The organism is Pseudomonas delhiensis, assembly GCF_900187975.1.
Classification (GTDB): Bacteria; Pseudomonadota; Gammaproteobacteria; order Pseudomonadales; family Pseudomonadaceae; genus Pseudomonas; species Pseudomonas delhiensis.
Map to the genome: position 1 here is coordinate 76,694 of NZ_FZPC01000021.1, position 18,876 is coordinate 95,569.

At 68.4% G+C, this 18,876-nt stretch carries 19 protein-coding genes; 15 read left to right on the forward strand and 4 right to left on the reverse strand.

From position 1 onward, the window contains the following. The first annotated feature begins 60 nt into the window (after window positions 1-60). Window positions 61-918: a pirin family protein gene (locus CHC02_RS19390; RefSeq protein ID WP_089393074.1), complete on the forward strand. Its 858-nt coding sequence runs from the start codon at window positions 61-63 to the stop codon at window positions 916-918. A 356-nt stretch (window positions 919-1,274) separates the two neighbouring features. On the opposite strand, the gene CHC02_RS19395 is transcribed toward CHC02_RS19390, so the two are convergent. Then, the gene (locus CHC02_RS19395; RefSeq protein ID WP_089393140.1) at window positions 1,275-2,423 is read right to left on the reverse strand and encodes a patatin-like phospholipase family protein; all 1,149 of its coding nucleotides are present in this window, start codon (window positions 2,421-2,423) and stop codon (window positions 1,275-1,277) included. 122 nt (window positions 2,424-2,545) lie between these two features. After that, window positions 2,546-3,475, reverse strand: a complete 930-nt coding sequence (locus tag CHC02_RS19400) for a lipid A biosynthesis lauroyl acyltransferase (protein WP_089393075.1) — start codon at window positions 3,473-3,475, stop codon at window positions 2,546-2,548. A gap of 159 nt (window positions 3,476-3,634) precedes the next feature. Between CHC02_RS19400 and minC the strand changes: the two genes are divergently transcribed. The 7 genes from minC to CHC02_RS19435 all read left to right on the forward strand — a co-directional run bounded on the left by minC (window position 3,635) and on the right by CHC02_RS19435 (window position 8,996). Then, window positions 3,635-4,492, forward strand: a complete 858-nt coding sequence (minC, locus tag CHC02_RS19405; protein ID WP_089393076.1) for a septum site-determining protein MinC — start codon at window positions 3,635-3,637, stop codon at window positions 4,490-4,492. A gap of 61 nt (window positions 4,493-4,553) precedes the next feature. Then, window positions 4,554-5,369 (forward strand): septum site-determining protein MinD, encoded by an 816-nt coding sequence (gene minD / locus CHC02_RS19410; RefSeq protein WP_009620514.1) that lies wholly within the window; start codon window positions 4,554-4,556, stop codon window positions 5,367-5,369. After that, window positions 5,366-5,620: a cell division topological specificity factor MinE gene (minE, locus tag CHC02_RS19415; RefSeq protein WP_009620516.1), complete on the forward strand. Its 255-nt coding sequence runs from the start codon at window positions 5,366-5,368 to the stop codon at window positions 5,618-5,620. The genes minD and minE overlap by 4 nt, the downstream gene beginning before the upstream one ends. A 65-nt stretch (window positions 5,621-5,685) precedes the next feature. After that, entirely contained in the window at window positions 5,686-6,321 is a 636-nt protein-coding gene (locus tag CHC02_RS19420; protein ID WP_089393077.1) for an RluA family pseudouridine synthase, read from the forward strand. A 12-nt stretch (window positions 6,322-6,333) separates the two neighbouring features. After that, complete coding sequence (locus CHC02_RS19425; protein WP_089393078.1) at window positions 6,334-6,912, forward strand: class I SAM-dependent methyltransferase; 579 nt, start codon at window positions 6,334-6,336, stop codon at window positions 6,910-6,912. Window positions 6,913-7,285: 373 nt separating this feature from the next. Further along, on the forward strand, window positions 7,286-8,575 hold the full coding sequence (locus CHC02_RS19430; protein ID WP_089393079.1) for a M18 family aminopeptidase: 1,290 nt from the start codon (window positions 7,286-7,288) through the stop codon (window positions 8,573-8,575). A gap of 10 nt (window positions 8,576-8,585) precedes the next feature. After that, a complete protein-coding gene (locus tag CHC02_RS19435; protein ID WP_089393080.1) occupies window positions 8,586-8,996 on the forward strand; it encodes a GFA family protein in 411 nt (136 codons plus the stop codon). Window positions 8,997-9,048: 52 nt separating this feature from the next. Here CHC02_RS19435 and CHC02_RS19440 read toward each other — a convergent pair whose 3' ends face one another. Next, window positions 9,049-9,765 (reverse strand): UTRA domain-containing protein, encoded by a 717-nt coding sequence (locus CHC02_RS19440; protein WP_089393081.1) that lies wholly within the window; start codon window positions 9,763-9,765, stop codon window positions 9,049-9,051. A gap of 349 nt (window positions 9,766-10,114) precedes the next feature. Between CHC02_RS19440 and CHC02_RS19445 the strand changes: the two genes are divergently transcribed. From CHC02_RS19445 to CHC02_RS19470, 6 genes are all read left to right on the forward strand, one after another. After that, window positions 10,115-11,173 carry an ABC transporter substrate-binding protein gene (locus tag CHC02_RS19445; RefSeq protein WP_089393082.1) on the forward strand — a complete coding sequence of 353 codons (1,059 nt, stop codon included), beginning with the start codon at window positions 10,115-10,117 and terminating at the stop codon, window positions 11,171-11,173. Between the two features lie 66 nt (window positions 11,174-11,239). Beyond that, on the forward strand, window positions 11,240-12,049 hold the full coding sequence (locus tag CHC02_RS19450; protein ID WP_089393083.1) for an alkaline phosphatase family protein: 810 nt from the start codon (window positions 11,240-11,242) through the stop codon (window positions 12,047-12,049). After that, a complete protein-coding gene (locus CHC02_RS19455; RefSeq protein ID WP_089393084.1) occupies window positions 12,046-12,888 on the forward strand; it encodes an ABC transporter permease in 843 nt (280 codons plus the stop codon). The genes CHC02_RS19450 and CHC02_RS19455 overlap by 4 nt, the downstream gene beginning before the upstream one ends. Next, entirely contained in the window at window positions 12,872-13,660 is a 789-nt protein-coding gene (locus CHC02_RS19460; protein ID WP_089393085.1) for an ABC transporter permease, read from the forward strand. Before CHC02_RS19455 ends, CHC02_RS19460 begins: the two co-directional genes overlap by 17 nt. Beyond that, complete coding sequence (locus CHC02_RS19465; RefSeq protein WP_089393086.1) at window positions 13,657-14,652, forward strand: ABC transporter ATP-binding protein; 996 nt, start codon at window positions 13,657-13,659, stop codon at window positions 14,650-14,652. The genes CHC02_RS19460 and CHC02_RS19465 overlap by 4 nt, the downstream gene beginning before the upstream one ends. Next, a complete protein-coding gene (locus CHC02_RS19470; protein ID WP_089393087.1) occupies window positions 14,652-15,305 on the forward strand; it encodes an HAD family hydrolase in 654 nt (217 codons plus the stop codon). The genes CHC02_RS19465 and CHC02_RS19470 overlap by 1 nt, the downstream gene beginning before the upstream one ends. Before the next feature lie 291 nt (window positions 15,306-15,596). Here CHC02_RS19470 and CHC02_RS19475 read toward each other — a convergent pair whose 3' ends face one another. Next, entirely contained in the window at window positions 15,597-16,559 is a 963-nt protein-coding gene (locus tag CHC02_RS19475; RefSeq protein ID WP_089393088.1) for an NAD(P)H-quinone oxidoreductase, read from the reverse strand. A gap of 152 nt (window positions 16,560-16,711) precedes the next feature. On the opposite strand from CHC02_RS19475, the gene CHC02_RS19480 reads away from it, so the two are divergent. Continuing rightward, window positions 16,712-18,793, forward strand: coding sequence for a carboxy terminal-processing peptidase (locus CHC02_RS19480; RefSeq protein WP_089393089.1), 2,082 nt, complete (start codon window positions 16,712-16,714; stop codon window positions 18,791-18,793). Window positions 18,794-18,876 lie beyond the last annotated feature (83 nt).

An 18,876-nucleotide genomic window follows, 5' to 3' on the forward strand; every position in this document is an offset into this window, starting at 1 on the left:
AACCATCCATCCAGTTCCTGGGACTATCATGGCCTCCATGCCTGAACGAGGAGGTCCACCATGACCCAGCTGCGCAACCTGATCGACCTGCACATCGGCCGCCCCGCTTCCGACGGCGCCGGCGTGCGCCTGACCCGCGTGATCGGCGGCCCGGGCATCGAACGCTTCGATCCCTTCCTGATGCTCGACCAGTTCGACACCCAGAACCCCGACGATTACATCGCCGGCTTCCCCGACCACCCGCACCGCGGCTTCGAGACGGTGACCTACATGCTCGAAGGGCGCATGCGCCACCGCGACCACCTGGGCAACGAGGGCCTGCTCAAGCCCGGCGGCGTGCAGTGGATGACCGCCGCCCACGGCATCATCCACAGCGAGATGCCCGAGCAGGAGCAAGGCGCCATGCGCGGCTTCCAGCTGTGGCTGAACCTGCCCGGCAAGCGCAAGCTCGGCCCGGCCGGCTACCGCGACATCGAGCCGGAAGACGTCCCGCGCACCACCACCGCCGGCGGCGTGGAAGCGACCGTGATCGCCGGGCGCTTCGACGATGGCCAGGTGCAGCTCGACGGCGCCGTGCAGCGCCCGGACACCGAGCCGCACTACTACGACCTGAAGCTGCCGGCCGGCGCCGACATCGGCCTCAACCTGCCGGGCAGCCACCAGGCGCTGCTGTACGTCTACGAAGGCAGCCTGCAGGTGCAGGCCGAGCGCGGCGGCGAAGTCGGTACCAACCGCCTGGCGCGCCTGGGCGAGGGCGACGCGGTGAAGCTGCACAGCGAGCAGGGCGCGCGCGTGCTGGTGCTGGCCGGCAAGCCGCTGCGCGAACCCATCGTGCAGTACGGGCCCTTCGTGATGAACAGCCGCGAGGAAATCGAACAGGCCCTGCGCGATTACCGCGACGGGGTGCTGGCGGTCTGAGCCGCGGGATAGCGGATGGAATCCGCGCCCTGCGACGGCGTTTCTCCTGCACCTTGTAGGCGGGTCGTGCCGAGGTGCTCTTCGTAGGAGCGAGCTTGCTCGCGAACCCTGGCTCCCCGCGTTCGCAATAGTTCGTAGGGCGCATAACGCCTACGGCGTTATCCGCCATGATCGCAGACAAAGTCCGCTCCTACGGTTCCAGGAAGCACCGTCGTAGGAGCGGACTCCGTCCGCGATTGGATTCACCGGCCACGCCGGACGCCCCAGTAGCACGGCCAACGGCGGATAACCGCGAACGGTTATTCGCCCTACGGTCGGGCACGCTCGCAGGAGCGGACTCCGTCCGCGATCCTCCCTTACAGGCAATGCTCCTCCAGCCCGAGGAAGCGCACCAGCTCCGCCCGCTTGTCCATGGCGTCCTTGTAGCCCAGGCGGATCAGCTCGTGGCAATAGCCGCGCTCGAACAGCAGGTAGCTCAGCACCCCCGCCCCGCTCGCCCGCGTCGCGCCCGGGCCGCGCAGGAACAGGCGCACCGCCCAGGGCAGCTCCTTGCGGTGGCGGGCGGCGATCTCGTCCAGCGGCCGCGACGGCGATACCAGCAGCACCTCCACCTCGCGCAGCCCGGCCTCGTGGCAGCGGCGCTCCTGCGGCACCAGCGAGCCCAGGTAATTGACGCGCTGCAGCACCTCGATATCCCCTTCCAGGCTGTCGATGAAGGTGCTGTTGAGCAGGTGGATGCCCATCTGCGCCAGGCTCGGCGGGCGCTCGCTGCCCTCGCCGACGGCGCTTTCGTCGGGCCCGTTGCGCGCCGGGTTGCCGCTGACGCCGATCACCAGCACGCGGTTGGCGCCCAGGTGCAGCGCCGGGCTGATCGGCGCCTGCTGGCGCACCGCGCCATCGCCGTAATACTCGCGCTTGATGCGCACCGGGGCGAACAGCAGCGGGATCGCCGAGCTGGCCAGCAGGTGCTCCAGGTGCAGCCGCGTCGGCACCCCGATGCGCCGGTGGCGTAGCCAGGGCTCGATGGTGGCGCGGCCCTGGTAGAAGGTCACCGCCTGCCCGGAGTCGTAGCCGAAGGCGGTCACCGCCACGGCGCGCAGCTTGCGCTGCTGCAGGGCGGCGCTGATGCCGGAGAAGTCCATCTCGCGGGCCAGCAGGTGGCGCAGCGGGGTGCTGTCGAGCAGCGCCACCGGCCGCCGCCGGCCCAGGCCCAGCAGGCTGTGGCCAAGGAAGCGCAGGGCCTGGCCCAGCACCCCGGTGAAGTCGGCGCGGTACACCTGGCCGGTGTGGAAGCCCTTCCACACCCGCGTCAGGCTGTGGATGGCCTCGCGGAAGGACAGCGCGCCGCAGGCCAGGCCCACGGCGTTGATGGCCCCGGCCGAGGTGCCGACGATGACCGGGAAGGGATTGGCCGCCCCCTCCGGCAGCAGTTCGGCGATGGCCGCCAGCACGCCCACCTGGTAGGCGGCGCGGGCACCGCCGCCGGAGAGGATGAGGCCGGTGATGGCACGGTCGGTGCGGGGGTTCGGTTGCGGCTCGGCGGATTCAGTCACGACGGGAGTCCTGGATGCGTCCTGCGCTTTTCAGTATGCAGCGCCGGCCGCCGCGGTAAAGCCCGCCGCCGCACTCAGCGCTTGTCGTAGAGCTTCGGCGCGCCTTCCGGGCGGCTCTTGAAGCGTCGGTGGGCCCACAGGTACTGCTCGGGCTGCTGGCGGATCTCCGCCTCCACCCACCGGTTGATGCGCAGGCAATCGGCCTCCTCGCTCTCGCCGGGGAAGTCCCGCAGCGGCGGGTGGACCACCAGGCGGTAGCCGGAGCCGTCGGCCAGGCGCGTCTGGGTGAACGGCAGGACCTGCGCGCGGCCCAGGCGGGCGAACTTGGTGGTGGCGGTGACGGTGGCGGCCTGGATGCCGAACAGCGGCACGAACAGGCTCTGCTTGGCGCCGTAGTCCTGGTCCGGGGCGTACCAGATGGCGCGCCCGGCGCGCAGCACCTTGAGCATGGCGCGCACGTCCTCGCGCTCGATGGCGGTGGCGTCCAGGTTGTGCCGCTCGCGGCCGCGGCGCTGCACGTAGTCGAACACCGGGTTGTCGTGCTCGCGGTACATGCCGTCGATGGTCTGCACCTGGCCCAGCAGCGCCGCGCCTATCTCCAGGGTGGTGAAGTGCATGGCCATGAGGATCACGCCCTTGCCTTCGGCCTGGGCCTGGCGCAGGTGCTCCAGGCCTTCCATATGGGCGAGCTTCGCCAGGCGCGCCCGCGGCCACCACCAGCTCATGGCCATCTCGAAGAAGGCGATGCCGGTGGAGGCGAAGTTGGCCTTGAGCAGCCGGGTGCGCTCGGCGGCGGACAACTCGGGGAAGCACAGCTCCAGGTTGCGCGCGGCGATCGCCCGGCGGCTGCCGACCACGCGGTACATCACCGCGCCCAGGCCGCGCCCCAGCGCCAGCAGCGCCGGATAGGGCAGCTGCACCACCAGCCACAGCGCGCCCAGGCCCAGCCACAGCGGCCAGTGGCGCGGATGGAGGAAGGCGGTGCGAAAGCGGGGACGGTCCATGAACGATTCCGGAAATGACGGGCAAAGGCGGCATTCTACCGCGAGCGCCGCCTTTGCGCCGCCGCCCCGGTGCCACTATCGCACCTGGCCCCGCGCCAGGCTTGCGGCTGCCGGGAGGGTTCGCTATAAGTCGAGGCCATTTAGCGATGCAGTGCGACCATGAGCCAAGCCGACCTCCTCGACCAAGATCCCGTTTTCCAGCTCAAGGGCAGCATGCTCGCCGTCACCGTGCTGGAACTGGCGCACAACGACCTGTCGCGCCTGGACCGTCAGCTCGCCGACAAGGTCGCCCAGGCTCCCAACTTCTTCCGCGACACCCCCCTGGTCCTGGCCCTGGACAAGCTGCCCGGCGGCGAAGGCCAGCTCGACCTGCAGGGCGTGCTGGACATCTGCCGCCGCCACGGCCTGCGTACCCTGGCCATCCGCGCCAACCGCGAGGAAGACCTGCGCCTGGCGACCATGCTGGACATCCCGGTGCTGCCGCCGTCCGGCTCCCGCGACCGCCCGCTGGAGCCGAAGGACGCCGCCGCTGCCGCCCCGGCCGAGGGCATAGTGCGCCGCCCGCGCAGCGAGAAGCTGGCCGAACCGGTGGTCGAGAAAGCCATCGACAAGGCCAGCGAAAAGACGGCGGACAAGGCGCCTGAAAAAGCCCCTGAAAAGCCTGCCGAGCCCTCCGTCCCGGCCGTCCGTCCGACTAAGCTGGTGACCACCCCGGTGCGCGGCGGCGTGCAGATCTACGCCGCCGGCGGCGACCTCATCGTCCTGGCCCCCGTGAGCCCCGGTGCGGAACTTCTGGCCGACGGCAACATCCACGTATACGGTCCGATGCGCGGCCGTGCCCTGGCCGGCGTCAAGGGCGACACCAGCGCGCGAATCTTCTGTCAGCAGTTGGGCGCCGAACTGGTCTCGATCGCCGGGAATTACAAGGTTGCAGAAGACCTTAGGCGCAGTCCGCAATGGGGGCAGGCGGTACACGTCAGCCTGTCGGGAGACGTGTTGAACATCACCCGCCTTTAACGGATACTGCCGCGAATTTCAGGGACCAGAACTCTTCGTTTTTTCTTTGGGGTGAATCACCTTGGCCAAGATCCTCGTAGTCACTTCCGGTAAGGGTGGCGTCGGTAAAACCACCACCAGCGCCGCCATCGGCACCGGCCTGGCCCTGCGCGGCCACAAGACCGTCATCGTCGACTTCGACGTGGGCCTGCGTAACCTCGACCTGATCATGGGCTGCGAACGCCGCGTGGTTTACGACTTCGTCAACGTCATCAACGGCGAAGCCACGCTGACCCAGGCCCTCATCAAGGACAAGCGCCTCGAGAACCTGTTCGTCCTGGCCGCCAGCCAGACCCGTGACAAGGACGCCCTGACCCAGGAAGGCGTCGGCAAGGTCATGGAAGAACTCAAGCAGAACTTCGAATACATCATCTGCGACTCCCCGGCCGGCATCGAGAAGGGTGCCCACCTGGCCATGTACTTCGCCGACGAGGCGATAGTCGTGACCAACCCGGAAGTCTCCTCGGTACGCGACTCCGACCGCATGCTCGGCCTGCTGGCCAGCAAGTCGGCGCGCTCCGAGAAGGGCGAGGAGCCGATCAAGGAACACCTGCTGCTGACCCGCTACAACCCCGAGCGCGTCACCAAGGGCGAGATGCTCGGCGTGGAAGACGTCGAGGAAATCCTGGCGATCCGCCTGCTGGGCGTGATCCCCGAGTCCCAGGCCGTGCTCAAGGCCTCGAACCAGGGCGTGCCGGTCATCCTCGACGAGCAGAGCGACGCCGGCCAGGCCTACAGCGACGCGGTCGACCGCCTGCTGGGCAAAGAGATGCCACATCGGTTCCTCGATGTGCAGAAGAAAGGATTCCTGCAACGACTGTTCGGAGGACGTGAATGAGCCTTTTAGACTTCTTTCGCAGCCGGAAAGCGCCGAACAGCGCTTCCATCGCGAAGGAAAGACTCCAGATCATAGTCGCCCACGAGCGCGGCAACCGCTCGCAACCGGATTACCTCCCGCAGCTGCAGAAAGACCTGCTGGAAGTCATCCGCAAGTACGTGCCGATCGACCAGGAACAGGTCCAGGTGGAACTGGCCAACCAGGGCAGCTGCTCGATCCTGGAACTCAACATCACGCTGCCGGAACGCTGATCGTTCCGGAGCGAACTGCGGCGGCCTCGGCCGCCGCAGTCATTTCCAGCCGCTGCCGAGGCCCCATGCCGCTGTCGAACATCCAGATCGTCCACCAGGACGCCGCCCTGCTGGTGGTGAACAAGCCCACCCTGCTGCTCTCGGTGCCCGGCCGCGCCGAGGACAACAAGGACTGCCTGGTCACCCGCCTGCAGGACAACGGCTACCCGGAAGCGCGCATCGTCCATCGCCTGGACTGGGAAACCTCCGGCCTGATGGTCCTGGCCCGCGACGCCGACAGCCACCGCGAGCTGTCCCGGCAGTTCCACGACCGCGAGACCGAAAAGGCCTACACCGCGCTGTGCTGGGGCGAGCCGGAGCTGGACAGCGGGCGCATCGAACTGCCGCTGCGCTACGACCCGGAGAACAAGCCGCGGCACATCGTCGACCACGAGCACGGCCGCCACGCCCTGACCTTCTGGCGCGTGGTGGAACGCTGCGGCCAGTACGCCCGGATGGAGCTGACGCCAATCACCGGCCGCTCGCACCAACTGCGCGTGCACATGCTGTCCATCGGCCACCCCCTGCTCGGCGACCGCCTCTACGCCGAAGGCGAAGCCCTCACCCTGCGCGACCGCCTGTGCCTGCACGCCAGCCTGCTGTGCCTGACCCACCCGCAGACCGGCGAGCGCCTGCGCTTCGAGTCGCTGGCGCCTTTCTGAGCAAGGGCAGCCATGGACCGGCAAGACTTCCACCAGGCAACCCGCGGCGCCCCGCCCCATCCGTCGCTGATGCAAGCGTTGGAGCATTGGCACGACGCACCCGGCCTGGCCCTCGACCTGGGTTGCGGCTCCGGGCGCGACACCCATGAACTGCTGCGTCGGGGCTGGCGGGTGCAGGCGGTCGACTGCAACGCCGACGGCCTGCGGCACCTAATGGACGGTTTATCCACAGGCCAGACCGAACGCCTGCAAACCCGCTGCGAACGTTTCCAGGACATCGCCCTGCCCACGGCACAACTGATCAACAGCAGCTTCGCCCTGCCCTTCTGCCCGCCCGCCGATTTTCCGCGCCTGTGGCAAGGCATCGAGGCCGCCCTGGGGCGTGGCGGGTTGTTCGCCGGCCACTTCTTCGGCGAGCGCGACCAGTGGCATGGCCGCGATGGCATGAGCTTCCACACCCGCGCAGCCGCGCATGCCCTTTTCGAAGGCTGGGAAACGCTGCGCTTCGAGGAACACGAGTGGCAAGGCAGGACCGCCGTCGGTGGCGTCAAGCATTGGCATATCTTCGCGGTGGTGGCACAGCGCCCGTAGGAGCGGACTCCGTCCGCGATAGCCGGAGGTTCCGGCGCGGTTCGCGGATAAGATCCGCGCCTACGCTGCCCACCCACACCATTCCCCATGTAGGAGCGCGCCCTGCGCGCGAAATCGCGGGCAGGGCCCGCTCCTACAGTCCGCTGGGATGCACGGCATTTCCCCGTAGGACCTTGTCCGCGATAGCCGGACGTATCAGCACAATTCGCGGATGAGATCCGCTCGCCACCCCACCCACACCATTCCCCTGTAGGAGCGCGCCCTGCGCGCGAATCGCGGACGGAGTCCGCGATGAATCCCCGCTGGCATTGCCACAACCCCGCCGCCCCCACCATTTGCGATAAACTTCCGCCATCGTTGTCCGGAGTTTCCCATGCGTGCAGATCTCAACCAGGGCCTGATCGATTTCCTCGCGGCCTCGCCGACGCCGTTCCACGCCACCGCCAGCCTCGCCCGGCGCCTCGAGGAGGGCGGCTTCCAGCGCCTCGACGAGCGTGACGCCTGGCGCACCGAGGCCGGTGGGCGCTACTACGTGACGCGCAACGACTCCTCGCTGATCGCCTTCAAGCTCGGCCGCAACGCGCCGCTGGAGCATGGCCTGCGCCTGGTCGGCGCGCACACCGACAGCCCCTGCCTGCGCGTCAAGCCGAACCCGGAACTGGCCCGCAAGGGCTACTGGCAGCTGGGCGTCGAGGTCTACGGCGGCGCCCTGTTCGCGCCCTGGTTCGACCGCGACCTGTCCCTGGCCGGCCGCGTCACCTTCCGCCTGGCCGGCAAGGTGGAAAGCCGCCTGGTCGACTTCCGCGCGCCCATCGCGGTGATCCCCAACCTGGCCATCCACCTCAACCGCGAGGCCAACATGGGCTGGGCGATCAACGCCCAGACCGAACTGCCGCCGATCCTTGCCCAACTGGCCGCCGGCGAAACCCGCGACTTCCGCGACCTGCTCGGCGAGCAGTTGCAGAACGAGCACGGCATCATCGCCGACGCCATCCTCGACTACGAACTGAGCTTCTACGACACCCAGCGCGCCGCGGTGGTGGGCCTGGGCGGCGAGTTCATCGCCGGCGCCCGACTGGACAACCTGCTGTCCTGCTACGCCGGCCTGGAGGCCCTGCTGGCCAGCGGCGACGAGCAGAGCGCGGTGCTGGTCTGCACCGACCACGAGGAGGTCGGCTCCTGCTCGGCCTGTGGCGCCGACGGCCCCTTCCTGGAACAGGTGCTGCGCCGCCTGCTGCCCGACGGCGACGCCTTCGTGCGGGTGATCCAGCGCTCGTTGCTGGTCTCCGCCGACAACGCCCACGGCGTGCACCCCAACTACGCCGACAAGCACGATGGCAACCACGGCCCGCTGCTCAACGGCGGCCCGGTGATCAAGGTCAACAGCAACCAGCGCTACGCCACCAGCAGCGAGACCGCCGGCTACTTCCGCCACTTGTGCCTGGAGAACGAGGTGCCGGTGCAGAGCTTCGTGACCCGCAGCGACATGGGCTGCGGCTCCACCATCGGCCCGATCACCGCCAGCCAGCTGGGCGTGCGCACCGTCGACATCGGCCTGCCGACCTTCGCCATGCACAGCATCCGCGAGCTGGCCGGCAGCCATGACCTGCGCTACCTGGCCAAGGTGCTGGGGGCTTTCTATGGCAGTGCCGAGCTGCCTTGAGGAAAAAACCATGAGCCTGAAAGGCAGTTGCCTGTGCGGAGCCATTGGCTACGAGGTCGATGGCCTGGACATGCCGATCGCGCATTGCCACTGCCGTACCTGCCAGAAGGCCCACGCGGCGGCCTACGCCACTACTGCCGGAGTCCTGCGCGAACACTTCCGCTGGACCCGCGGGGAGGAACTGGTCGCCGCCTACGAATCCTCCCCCGGCAAGCTGCGACGCTTCTGCCCGCGCTGCGGCAGCCAACTGGTCGCCGAGCGCGCCGGCCAGCCCCATGTCATCCTCCGGGTAGGCACCCTCGACGACGACCCGGGCGCACAACCGGCCCGGCACATCTGGACCTCCCACGACCGTCCCTGGCTGACCGACAGCGCGGAGGTCCCGGCCTATCCGGAGTGGAATCCGGAACGCCAGGGCTGACTTTGGTTCTTCGTAGGAGCGAGCTTGCTCGCTCCTACGAAGAGCCCTTCCCTCAATCCGGCACCTCCACGCTCACGTGAATGGCATCGTGCCGCCAGAACTCCAGGTCGCAGTCGATCACCCGGCCGTGCTGGTCGCGGTTGATGCGGGTGATGCGCAGTGCCGGGCTGCCCTCGGCCACCCGCAGGGCGCTGGCCGCTTCGCCGTGCAGGGCGGTGGGCACCATGTCGAAGCGCACGCGGCCGTAGCGGATGTCATAGCGGCTGGCGTAGAGGTCGGTCAGCGACTGGCGCAGGTCGCAGTCGAGGATGCCGGGGAAGTAGGCCGGGTTCAGGTAGTGCTCCACGTACAGCACCAGGCGCCCGTCCACCCGCCGGGCGCGGCGGATCTGGTAGACGCTGGACAGCGCCGGCAGCTCCAGGTGCGCGCAGATCGCCGGGCTGGCCGGCAACTGGCGCGCCGACAGCACCTCGGTGGCCGGCACCCGGTCCTGGCCGGCGACCATGGCGTGGAAGTGGCTGCGCACCAGCGGGTTGTACAGCAGCCGCGGCGGCGAGACGAACCAGCCGCGGCGCTCCTCGCGGTAGATCAGGCCCTGGGCCTCCAGCTGCGTCAGCGCCTCGCGCAGGGTGATGCGCGTGGTGTCGAACAGCTCGCTCAGGCGCCGCTCCGCCGGCAGCTTGCCGCCGGCCGGCAGCAGGCCGCTGTCGATCTGTTCCAGCAGCGCCCGGCAGATCGCCGTCACCGTCGGTAGCGCCTCGTCGCGCATGCTGTTTCCCTCTCTTGGACTAGACCAGCCCCAACCTGGGGCACTTCACCGCAACCGGTAACCCTTTCCACTGTAGGAATCCACGGTGACCGTCCGGTGACAGTGCCATGGCAAGCAGGCCCCATGCCAGCTCCGCGCCACAGCATAGCCCAGCCGCATCAAGGTCTTGTGCATGGTCTAGGCTGTATCCGGGTGCTGCCTGCCGACCCGCATGCCGGCGCCCGGACACGAAATTGTCATGCCCGCTTCGTAGATTGGCCTGGGTCTTGCTGATCTAGACCAGCGACGCGCCACGCCCGACCGGGGCGCGGCCCCCAATGCCAGAACCCGATGACCGAAGGAGCACCGAATGAAACGCTTGCTTGCTTCACTGCTGGGAACCGCGATTGCCCTGGGCAGCGCGACGACCATGGCCGCCGAGGCCGACCTGCAGGCGCTGGAACAGGCCGCGCGCAAGGAAGGCCAGGTGAACAGCGTGGGCATGCCCGACAGCTGGGCGAACTGGAAGGACACCTGGAAGGACCTGGAGAGCAAGTACGGGCTCAAGCACATGGACACCGACATGAGCTCGGCCCAGGAACTGGCCAAGTTCAAGGCCGAGGGCGAGAACGCCAGCGCCGACATCGGCGACGTCGGCGCCGCCTTCGGCCCCATCGCCGTGCAGCAGGACGTCAGCCAGCCCTACAAGCCCAGCACCTGGGACCAGGTCCCGGAGTGGGCCAGGGACAAGGACGGCCACTGGGCCCTGGCCTACACCGGGACCATCGCCTTCATCGTCAACAAGCAGCTGGTCAAGGACGTGCCGCGCAGCTGGGCCGACCTGCTCAAGGGCAAGTACAAGGTCACCATCGGCGACGTCAGCAGCGCGGCCCAGGCGGTCAACGGCGTGCTCGCCGCGGCCATCGCCAACGGCGGCGACGAGAAGAACGTCAAGCCGGGCCTGGAGTTCTTCGCCCAGCTGGCCAAGCAGGGCCGCCTGTCGCTGACCAACCCGGTGATCAACACCCTGGAGAAGGGCGAGGTGGAAGTCGGCATCGTCTGGGACTTCAACGGCCTGAGCTACCGCGACCAGATCGACCCCGGCCGCTTCGAGGTGCTGATCCCCTCCGACGGCTCGGTGATCTCCGGCTACACCACCATCATCAACAAGTACGCCAGGCACCCCAACGCCGCCAAGCTGGCCCGCGAGTACATCTTCAGCGACGCCGGGCAGATCAACCTGGCCAAGGGCAATGCCCGGCCGATCCGCGCCGAGCACCTGGACCTGCCGGCCGAGGTCAAGGCCAAGCTGCTGCCCAACGAGCAGTACGCCAAGGCCCAGCCGATCAGGGACGGCCAGGCCTGGGAAGCGACCTCCAAGCGCCTGCCGCGCATGTGGCAGGAGAGCGTGATCATCAACATGCAGTGACGCGGCGCCGCCCCCGGCCATGGCCGGGGGCGCCCGTTCCGGTTTCCCCCAGCACAGGCAGCTACGATGTCCCGTCCCGTCATCCTGGTCCTCCTCGACGGCCTCAACTACGGCGTCGCCCATGACTGCATGGGCCACCTGCAGGCGCTCTGCAACGCCGGCCGCGGCCGCCTCTACCGCCTGCAGTGCGAGCTGCCGTCGCTGTCACGGCCGCTCTACGAATGCCTGCTCACCGGCGTCGCGCCGATCGACAGCGGCATCCTGCACAACCAGGTGTCGCGCCTGTCGAAGGAGCGCAGCCTGTTCCACTACGCCCGCGACGCCGGCCTGACCACCGCGGCGGCGGCCTACCACTGGGTCAGCGAGCTGTACAACCGCTCGCCCTTCGACGCGGCCCGCGACCGCCACACCGAGGACGCGGCGCTGCCGATCCAGTACGGCCACTTCTACTGGACCGACCACTACCCCGACTCGCACCTGCTGGCCGACGCCGAGCACCTGCGCCGCCACCACGCCCCCGACGTGCTGCTGGCGCACCCGATGAACATCGACGACGCCGGCCACCGCCACGGCCTGAACAGCGCGCAGTACCGCAACGCCGCGCGCCAGGCCGACATGCTGCTCTCGGAATACCTGCACCAGTGGCTGGCCGCCGGCTACCAGGTGATGGTCACCGCCGACCACGGCATGAACGACGACCGCAGCCACGGCGGCATCCTCCCCGAGGAGCGCGAGGTGCCGCTGTTCGTCTTCGGCGAGGCCTTCAGCCTCGACGACCAGGTGCGCCCGCGCCAGGTGGAGCTGTGCGGCAGCCTCTGCGAAATACTCGGCGCGGCCCACGACAAACCGGTCTGCGACGGGCTGCTGCGGCCATGAGCGCGAACCGCGGAAAGCGCCTCGCCCTGCTCTGCCTGCTGCCCTTCGCGCTGTTCTTCGTCGCCTTCCAGATCGCCCCGCTGCTGTGGGTGGCGGTCAACAGCCTGCGCCGCGAGGACGCCTGGGGCCTGGGCAACTTCGCCGAGATATTCGCCTCGCCCTTCTACCTGCAGGCGATCCGCTACAGCCTGGAGATTTCCCTGTGGTCGAGCCTGATCGGCCTGGCCATCGCCGTGCTCGGCAGCTATTCGCTGCGCCAGGTGGAGAGCCGCCTGCGCGACTTCGTCATGGCCTTCGCCAACATGACCAGCAACTTCGCCGGGGTGCCGCTGGCCTTCGCCTTCATCATCATCCTCGGCTTCAACGGCGCCATCACCCTGCTGCTCAAGCAGGCCGGGCTGATTGAGGACTTCAACCTCTATTCCAAGACCGGCCTGATCATCCTCTACACCTACTTCCAGATTCCCCTGGGGGTGATGCTACTCTACCCGGCCTTCGACGCCCTGCGCGAGGACTGGCGCGAGTCGGCGGCGCTGCTGGGCGCCAACCACTGGCAGTTCTGGCGGCACATCGGCATCCCGGTGCTGACGCCGGCGCTGCTGGGCACCTTCGTGATCCTCCTGGCCAACGCCCTGGGCGCCTACGCCACCGTCTACTCGCTGACCACCGGCAACTTCAACGTGGTGCCGATCCGCATCGCCGGCCTGGTCTCCGGCGACGTCTTCCTCGACCCGAACATGGCCAGCGCCCTGGCGATGATCCTGGTCGGGCTGATGACCGTCATCACCCTGGCCCACCAGTGGCTGCTGCGCCGGAGCTACCATGTCGAGAAACGCTAGCCCGCTGTACCACCGGCTGGTGGTCTACGCGCTGTTCCTGATCCTGCTGCTGCCCCTGGCCGCCACCCTGCTCTATTCCCTGGCCACCCAGTGGTCGGCGAGCGTGCTGCCCGACGGCCTGACGCTGAAGTGGTACCTGGCGCTGTGGACCGACCCGCGCTTCCTCGCCGCCTTCGGCCAGTCGCTGCTGGTGTGCTTCGGCGCGCTGCTGCTGAGCGTGCTGCTGATCCTGCCGCTGATGTTCGTGGTGCACTACCACTACCCGCGCCTGGACGCGCTGATGAACGTGCTCATCCTGCTGCCCTTCGCGGTGCCGCCGGTGGTCTCCTCGGTGGGCCTGCTGCAGCTCTATGCCTCGGGCCCCCTGCCGCTGACCGGCACGCCCTGGATCCTCGTCGGCTGCTACTTCACCATCGCCCTGCCGTTCATGTACCGGGCCATCGGCAACAACCTGCAGGCGATCAACCTGCACGACCTGATGGACGCCGCCCAGTTGCTCGGCGCCAGCACCTGGCAGGCGGCCCTGCTGGTGGTGCTGCCGAACCTGCGCAAGGGCCTGATGGTGGCGCTGTTCCTGTCCTTCAGCTTCCTCATCGGCGAGTTCGTGTTCGCCAACCTGCTGGTCGGCACCCGCTACGAGACGCTGCAGGTCTTCCTCAACAACATGCGCAACAGCAGCGGCCACTACACCAGCGCGGTGGTGGTCTCCTACTTCCTCTTCATCCTGCTGCTGACCTGGGCCGCCAACCGCCTGAACAAGGACCGCACATGAGCTTCCTCAGCGTCGAACGCCTGAACAAGAGCTTCGGGGACACCCGGGTCTTCCAGGACATCGACTTCGCCGCCCGGCGCGGCGAGTTCGTCACCCTGCTCGGCCCCAGCGGCTGCGGCAAGTCCACCCTGCTGCGCTGCATCGCCGGGCTCACCGCGGTGGACAGCGGGCGCATCCTGATCGACGGCCAGGACCTGGTGCCGCTGCCGCCGCAGAAGCGCGGCATCGCCATGGTGTTCCAGAGCTACGCGCTGTTCCCCAACATGACCGTGCAGCAGAACGTCGCCTTCGGCCTGCGCATGCAGAAGGTGCCCTCTGCCGAAGCCGCCACCCGGGTGGCCGAGGTGCTGGAGATGGTCGAACTGGGCCAGTACGCCGCGCGCTACCCGCACCAGCTCTCCGGCGGCCAGTGCCAGCGCGTGGCCCTGGCCCGCTCGCTGGTCACCCGCCCGCGCCTGCTGCTGCTCGACGAGCCGCTGTCGGCCCTGGACGCGCGCATCCGCAAGCACCTGCGCGAGCAGATCCGCCGCATCCAGCAGGAGCTGCAGCTGACCACGGTGTTCGTCACCCACGACCAGGAGGAGGCGCTGACGCTGTCCGACCGCATCGTGCTGATGAACGCCGGGCGCATCGTCCAGAGCGGCGACGCGGAAACCCTCTACACCGCGCCGGCCGACGCCTTCGCCGCCGGCTTCATCGGCAACTACAACCTGCTCGACGCCGAGCAGGCCGGCCGCCTGCTCGGCCGGCCCTTCGCCGGGCAGGTGGCGATCCGCCCGGAATCCCTGCGCCTGAGCCTGGATGCCGGCGACGGCATCGCCGCCCAGGTGCTGTCCCACAGCCTGCTGGGCAACGTCATCCGTTACCGGGTGCGGGCCAACGGCGTCGAACTCACGGTGGACGTGCTCAACCGCAGCGCGGAACGCCTGTATCCGGCCGGCGCCCACCTGGCGCTGGCGATCGACCATGAAAGCATCCGGGAGGTGGCCTGATGGCCCTGGTGATCTTCGACCTTGACGAAACCCTCATCGACGGCGACTGCGCCAGCCTGTGGAGCCGGCGCATGGCCGAGCTGGGCTGGGTCGACGGCGAGTCCTTCATCCGCCGAGATACCGAGCTGATGGCGCGCTACGCCCTGGGCGAGCTGTCCATGGAGGCCTACATGGCCTTCAGCCTGGAGCCCATGGCCGGGCGCAGCGTCGAGGAAGTGGAGCGTGAGGTGGAGGCCTACGTCGAGGACGTCATCGAACCGCTGATCTACAACGACGCCTGCCGCACCCTGGCCCGCCACCGCGCCGCCGGCGACCGGCCGCTGGTGATCTCCGCCTCCGGCGTGCACCTGGTGCAGCCGATCGCCGAGCGCATCGGCATCCAGGACGTGCTGGCCATCGACCTGGAGGTGGTGGACGGCCACTACAGCGGCCGCACCCAGGGCGTGCTGACCTACCGCGACGGCAAGATCATCCGCCTGCTCGACTGGCTCGGCGGCGACGAAAGCGCGCTGGCCAGCACGCACTTCTATTCCGACTCGCGCAACGACCTGCCGCTGCTGCGCCGCGTCGGCAACCCGCACACGGTCAACCCCGACCCGGTGTTGCGCGGCGAGGCGGAAAAACACGGCTGGGAAATCCTCGCCTGGCGTTGAGGCGCGAATCGCGGACGGAGTCCGCTCCTACAGATCGTGCGCGGTCGAATCCGTAGGGCGCATAACGCCTACGGCGTTATCCGCCGCCATTCCCGGGCACCGGCGCCCAGGCCAACGGCGGATAACCGCGAACGGTTATTCGCCCTACGGTGCCATGGAATTACCCGGCAGGGCCGTAAGGCGCATAACGCCTACGGCGTTATCCGCCGCCATTCCCAGGCACTGGCGCCCGGGCCAACGGCGGATGACCGCGAACGGTCATTCGCCCTACGTCGCATGCGGGACCGTGCCTCAGGCCAGGCTCTGGTCGACCAGCAGCACCACCTTGCCCTGCACCTGGTTGCTGGCCAGGGCCTCGAAGGCCTGCTCGGCGTCCTTGGCCACGAACTGGCGCTCCAGCTGGGGCTTCAGCTGGCCGCTGGCGAACAGCGGCCAGACGCGGGTGCCCAGCTCGGCGATCAGTTGCGCCTTGAAGTCGGCGTCGCGGCTGCGCAGCGTCGAGCCGGTCAACTGGATGCGCTTGCCCAGCAGCAGCGCCAGGTCCAGCTCGGCCTTGCGCCCGCCCATCAGGCCGATGACCACCCAGCGGCCGTCCTGGCGCAGCACCTGCAGGTTGAGCGCCGCGTAGTTGGCGCCCACCGGGTCGAGGATCACGTCGAAGGGCGCGAAGTCGCGCAGCGACTCCAGCGCCTCGCCGCGCAGCACCCCGCCCTCGGCGCCGAGGGCCTCGCAGTAGGCCAGGCGCTCGGCGGAGCCGACGCTGACCCAGCAGGGGCTGCCGAAGGCCTTGCACAGCTGGATGGCGGCCGAGCCCACGCCGCTGGCGCCGGCGTGCAGCAGGACCTTCTCGCCCGGCTGCAGGCCCGCCAGCTGGAACAGGTTGAGCCAGGCCGTGGCATAGACCTCCGGCAGCCCCGCCGCCTCGGCCAGCGACAGGCCGTTGGGCACCGGCAGCACGTGGCGGGCGTCGACCACCACCTCCTCGGCCATGCCGCCGCCGGCCAGCAGCGCGCAGACACGGTCGCCCACCTGCCAGGTGGCGCCGGCGCCCACTTCGCTGATCACCCCGGCGCATTCCAGGCCGAGGATGTCGCTGGCCCCCGGCGGCGGCGGGTAGAGCCCGGCGCGCTGCAGCAGGTCGGCGCGGTTGAGCCCGGCGGCGGCCACGCGGATGCGCACCTGCCCCGCCCCACAGGTCGGGGCCGCTCGCTCGGCCCACTCCACCCGCCCTTCGATACCTTGCAATGCGTTCACGCTACCTCCATAGTGCTTGCACGGCCCGCACCACGTCGGTCGGGCCTTTCTCTTCGCTCGTCGCGCCAGAGCCCAATCTCGAGCAGCTTGGAACCCGGCGACGCCAGATACGGCCTAATATGCGTCATAACTCCGCACCCAGTCGATTAAGCATGAAGCGATTTCTGCCCCGCACCGCCCTGCTGCTGGTCCTTGGCGCCAGCGCCCTGTCCGCGTTCGCCGCGCCCTCCGCCGGCCAGAACTCCTGGGACGGCCTGCAGCCGGACCGTGACCAGGTGATCGCCAGCCTGAACATCGTCGAGCTGCTCAAGCGCCATCACTACAGCAAGCCGCCGCTCAACGACGACCGCTCGGCGAAGATCTACGACGCCTACATCAAGGCCCTGGACCCGTCGCGGATGTACTTCACCGCCGGCGACATCGCCCAGTTCACGCCCTGGCGCACCCAGTTCGACGACTTCCTCAAGAGCGGCGAGTTGGACCCCGGCTTCACCATCTACAAGCGTCACCTGGACCGCCTCAAGGAGCGCCTGGACTTCGCCCTGGCGATGCTCGGCAAGGGCGTCGACAAGATCGACTTCAAGGTCGACGAGAGCCTGACCATCGACCGCGAGAAGGCCCCGTGGGCGAAGAACGGCGCCGAGCTCGACGACCTCTGGCGCAAGAAGGTCAAGGACGAGGTGCTGCGCCTGAAGATCACCGGCAAGGACGACAAGGCCATCCAGGAACAGCTGACCAAGCGCTACAAGAACCAGCTGATGCGCCTGGAGCAGACGCGCAGCGAGGACATCTTCCAGGCCTACATCAACGCCTTCGCGCAGACCTACGATCCGCACACCCAGTACCTGTCGCCGGACAGCGCGGAAAACTTCGACATCAACATGAGCCTCTCCCTGGAAGGCATAGGCGCGGTGCTGCAGAGCGACAACGACTACGTCAAGGTCGTGCGCCTGGTGCCGGCGGGCCCGGCGGAGAAGAGCAAGCAGATCGCCACCTCGGACAAGATCATCGGCGTCGCCCAGGGCAAGGGCGAGATGGTCGACGTGGTCGGCTGGCGCCTGGACGAGGTGGTCAAGCTGATCCGCGGGCCGAAGGGCTCGCAGGTGCGCCTGGAGGTCATCCCGGCGAGCAACGCGCCGAACGACCAGACCAGCAAGATCGTCACCATCACCCGCGAGGCGGTGAAGCTCGAAGACCAGGCGGCGAAGAAGTCGGAGATCACCCTCGACCACGACGGCCGCAGCTACAAGCTCGGCGTGATCGACGTGCCGGCCTTCTACCTGGACTTCAAGGCCTACCGGGCGGGCGACCCGAACTACAAGAGCACCACGCGCGACGTGAAGAAGCTCATCGGCGAGCTGCAGAAGGACAAGGTCGACGGCATCGTCATCGACCTGCGCAACAACGGCGGCGGCTCCCTGCAGGAAGCCACCGAGCTGACCGGCCTGTTCATCGACCAGGGCCCCACCGTGCTGGTGCGCAACAGCGACGGCCGCGTCGACGTGCTCAACGATGACGAGGGCCAGGCCTTCTACACCGGGCCGATGACCGTGCTGGTCAACCGCCTGTCGGCCTCGGCCTCGGAGATCTTCGCCGGCGCCATGCAGGACTACCACCGCGCGCTCATCGTCGGCGGCCAGACCTTCGGCAAGGGCACCGTGCAGACCATCCAGCCGCTCAACCACGGCGAGCTGAAGCTGACCCTGGCCAAGTTCTACCGCGTCTCCGGGCAGAGCACCCAGCACCAGGGCGTGATCCCGGACATCAGCTACCCGTCCATCGTCGACGACAAGGAAATCGGCGAGAGCGCCCTGCCCGACTCCATGCCCTGGGACACCATCCGCCCGGTGCTGTCGGCGCAGAGCGACCCGTTCAAGCCGTTCCTCGACCAGTTGAAGATCCAGCACGACGCGCGCACCGAGCACAACGCCGACTTCGTCTACGCCCGCCAGCGCCTGGCCCTGGCCCAGGAGCTGATGAAGGAGAAGACCGTCAGCCTGAACGAGGCCAAGCGCCGCGCCCAGCAGAGCAGCATCGAGGGCCGCCAGCTGGCCATGGAGAACGCGCTGCGCAAGTCCAAGGGCCAGGAGCCGCTGAAGGAGCTCAAGCAGGAAGACGACAACGCCCTGCCGGACGACGACAAGACCAAGCCCCAGGACGACGCCTACCTCACCGAGTCCGGGCACATCCTGCTGGACTACCTGACGCTCAGCTCGGCGGTGGCCAAGCACTGAAAGAGCGGAGTCGTCACGAAACAGTCATGACTCAGTAGTGAAATGCGCAAGGGCCGGGAGACCGGCCCTTCGTCTTTTCACCC

Bases quoted from the DNA above. Each gene is read 5' to 3' on its own strand.
- CHC02_RS19390 (WP_089393074.1), top strand. From the start codon at position 61: ATGACCCAGCTGCGCAACCTGATCGACCTGCACATCGGCCGCCCCGCT.
- CHC02_RS19400 (WP_089393075.1), bottom strand. From the start codon at position 3,475: ATGGACCGTCCCCGCTTTCGCACCGCCTTCCTCCATCCGCGCCACTGG.
- minC (WP_089393076.1), top strand. From the start codon at position 3,635: ATGAGCCAAGCCGACCTCCTCGACCAAGATCCCGTTTTCCAGCTCAAG.
- minE (WP_009620516.1), top strand. From the start codon at position 5,366: ATGAGCCTTTTAGACTTCTTTCGCAGCCGGAAAGCGCCGAACAGCGCT.
- CHC02_RS19420 (WP_089393077.1), top strand. From the start codon at position 5,686: ATGCCGCTGTCGAACATCCAGATCGTCCACCAGGACGCCGCCCTGCTG.
- CHC02_RS19425 (WP_089393078.1), top strand. From the start codon at position 6,334: ATGGACCGGCAAGACTTCCACCAGGCAACCCGCGGCGCCCCGCCCCAT.
- CHC02_RS19430 (WP_089393079.1), top strand. From the start codon at position 7,286: ATGCGTGCAGATCTCAACCAGGGCCTGATCGATTTCCTCGCGGCCTCG.
- CHC02_RS19435 (WP_089393080.1), top strand. From the start codon at position 8,586: ATGAGCCTGAAAGGCAGTTGCCTGTGCGGAGCCATTGGCTACGAGGTC.
- CHC02_RS19440 (WP_089393081.1), bottom strand. From the start codon at position 9,765: ATGCGCGACGAGGCGCTACCGACGGTGACGGCGATCTGCCGGGCGCTG.
- CHC02_RS19445 (WP_089393082.1), top strand. From the start codon at position 10,115: ATGAAACGCTTGCTTGCTTCACTGCTGGGAACCGCGATTGCCCTGGGC.
- CHC02_RS19450 (WP_089393083.1), top strand. From the start codon at position 11,240: ATGTCCCGTCCCGTCATCCTGGTCCTCCTCGACGGCCTCAACTACGGC.
- CHC02_RS19455 (WP_089393084.1), top strand. From the start codon at position 12,046: ATGAGCGCGAACCGCGGAAAGCGCCTCGCCCTGCTCTGCCTGCTGCCC.
- CHC02_RS19460 (WP_089393085.1), top strand. From the start codon at position 12,872: ATGTCGAGAAACGCTAGCCCGCTGTACCACCGGCTGGTGGTCTACGCG.
- CHC02_RS19465 (WP_089393086.1), top strand. From the start codon at position 13,657: ATGAGCTTCCTCAGCGTCGAACGCCTGAACAAGAGCTTCGGGGACACC.
- CHC02_RS19470 (WP_089393087.1), top strand. From the start codon at position 14,652: ATGGCCCTGGTGATCTTCGACCTTGACGAAACCCTCATCGACGGCGAC.
- CHC02_RS19480 (WP_089393089.1), top strand. From the start codon at position 16,712: ATGAAGCGATTTCTGCCCCGCACCGCCCTGCTGCTGGTCCTTGGCGCC.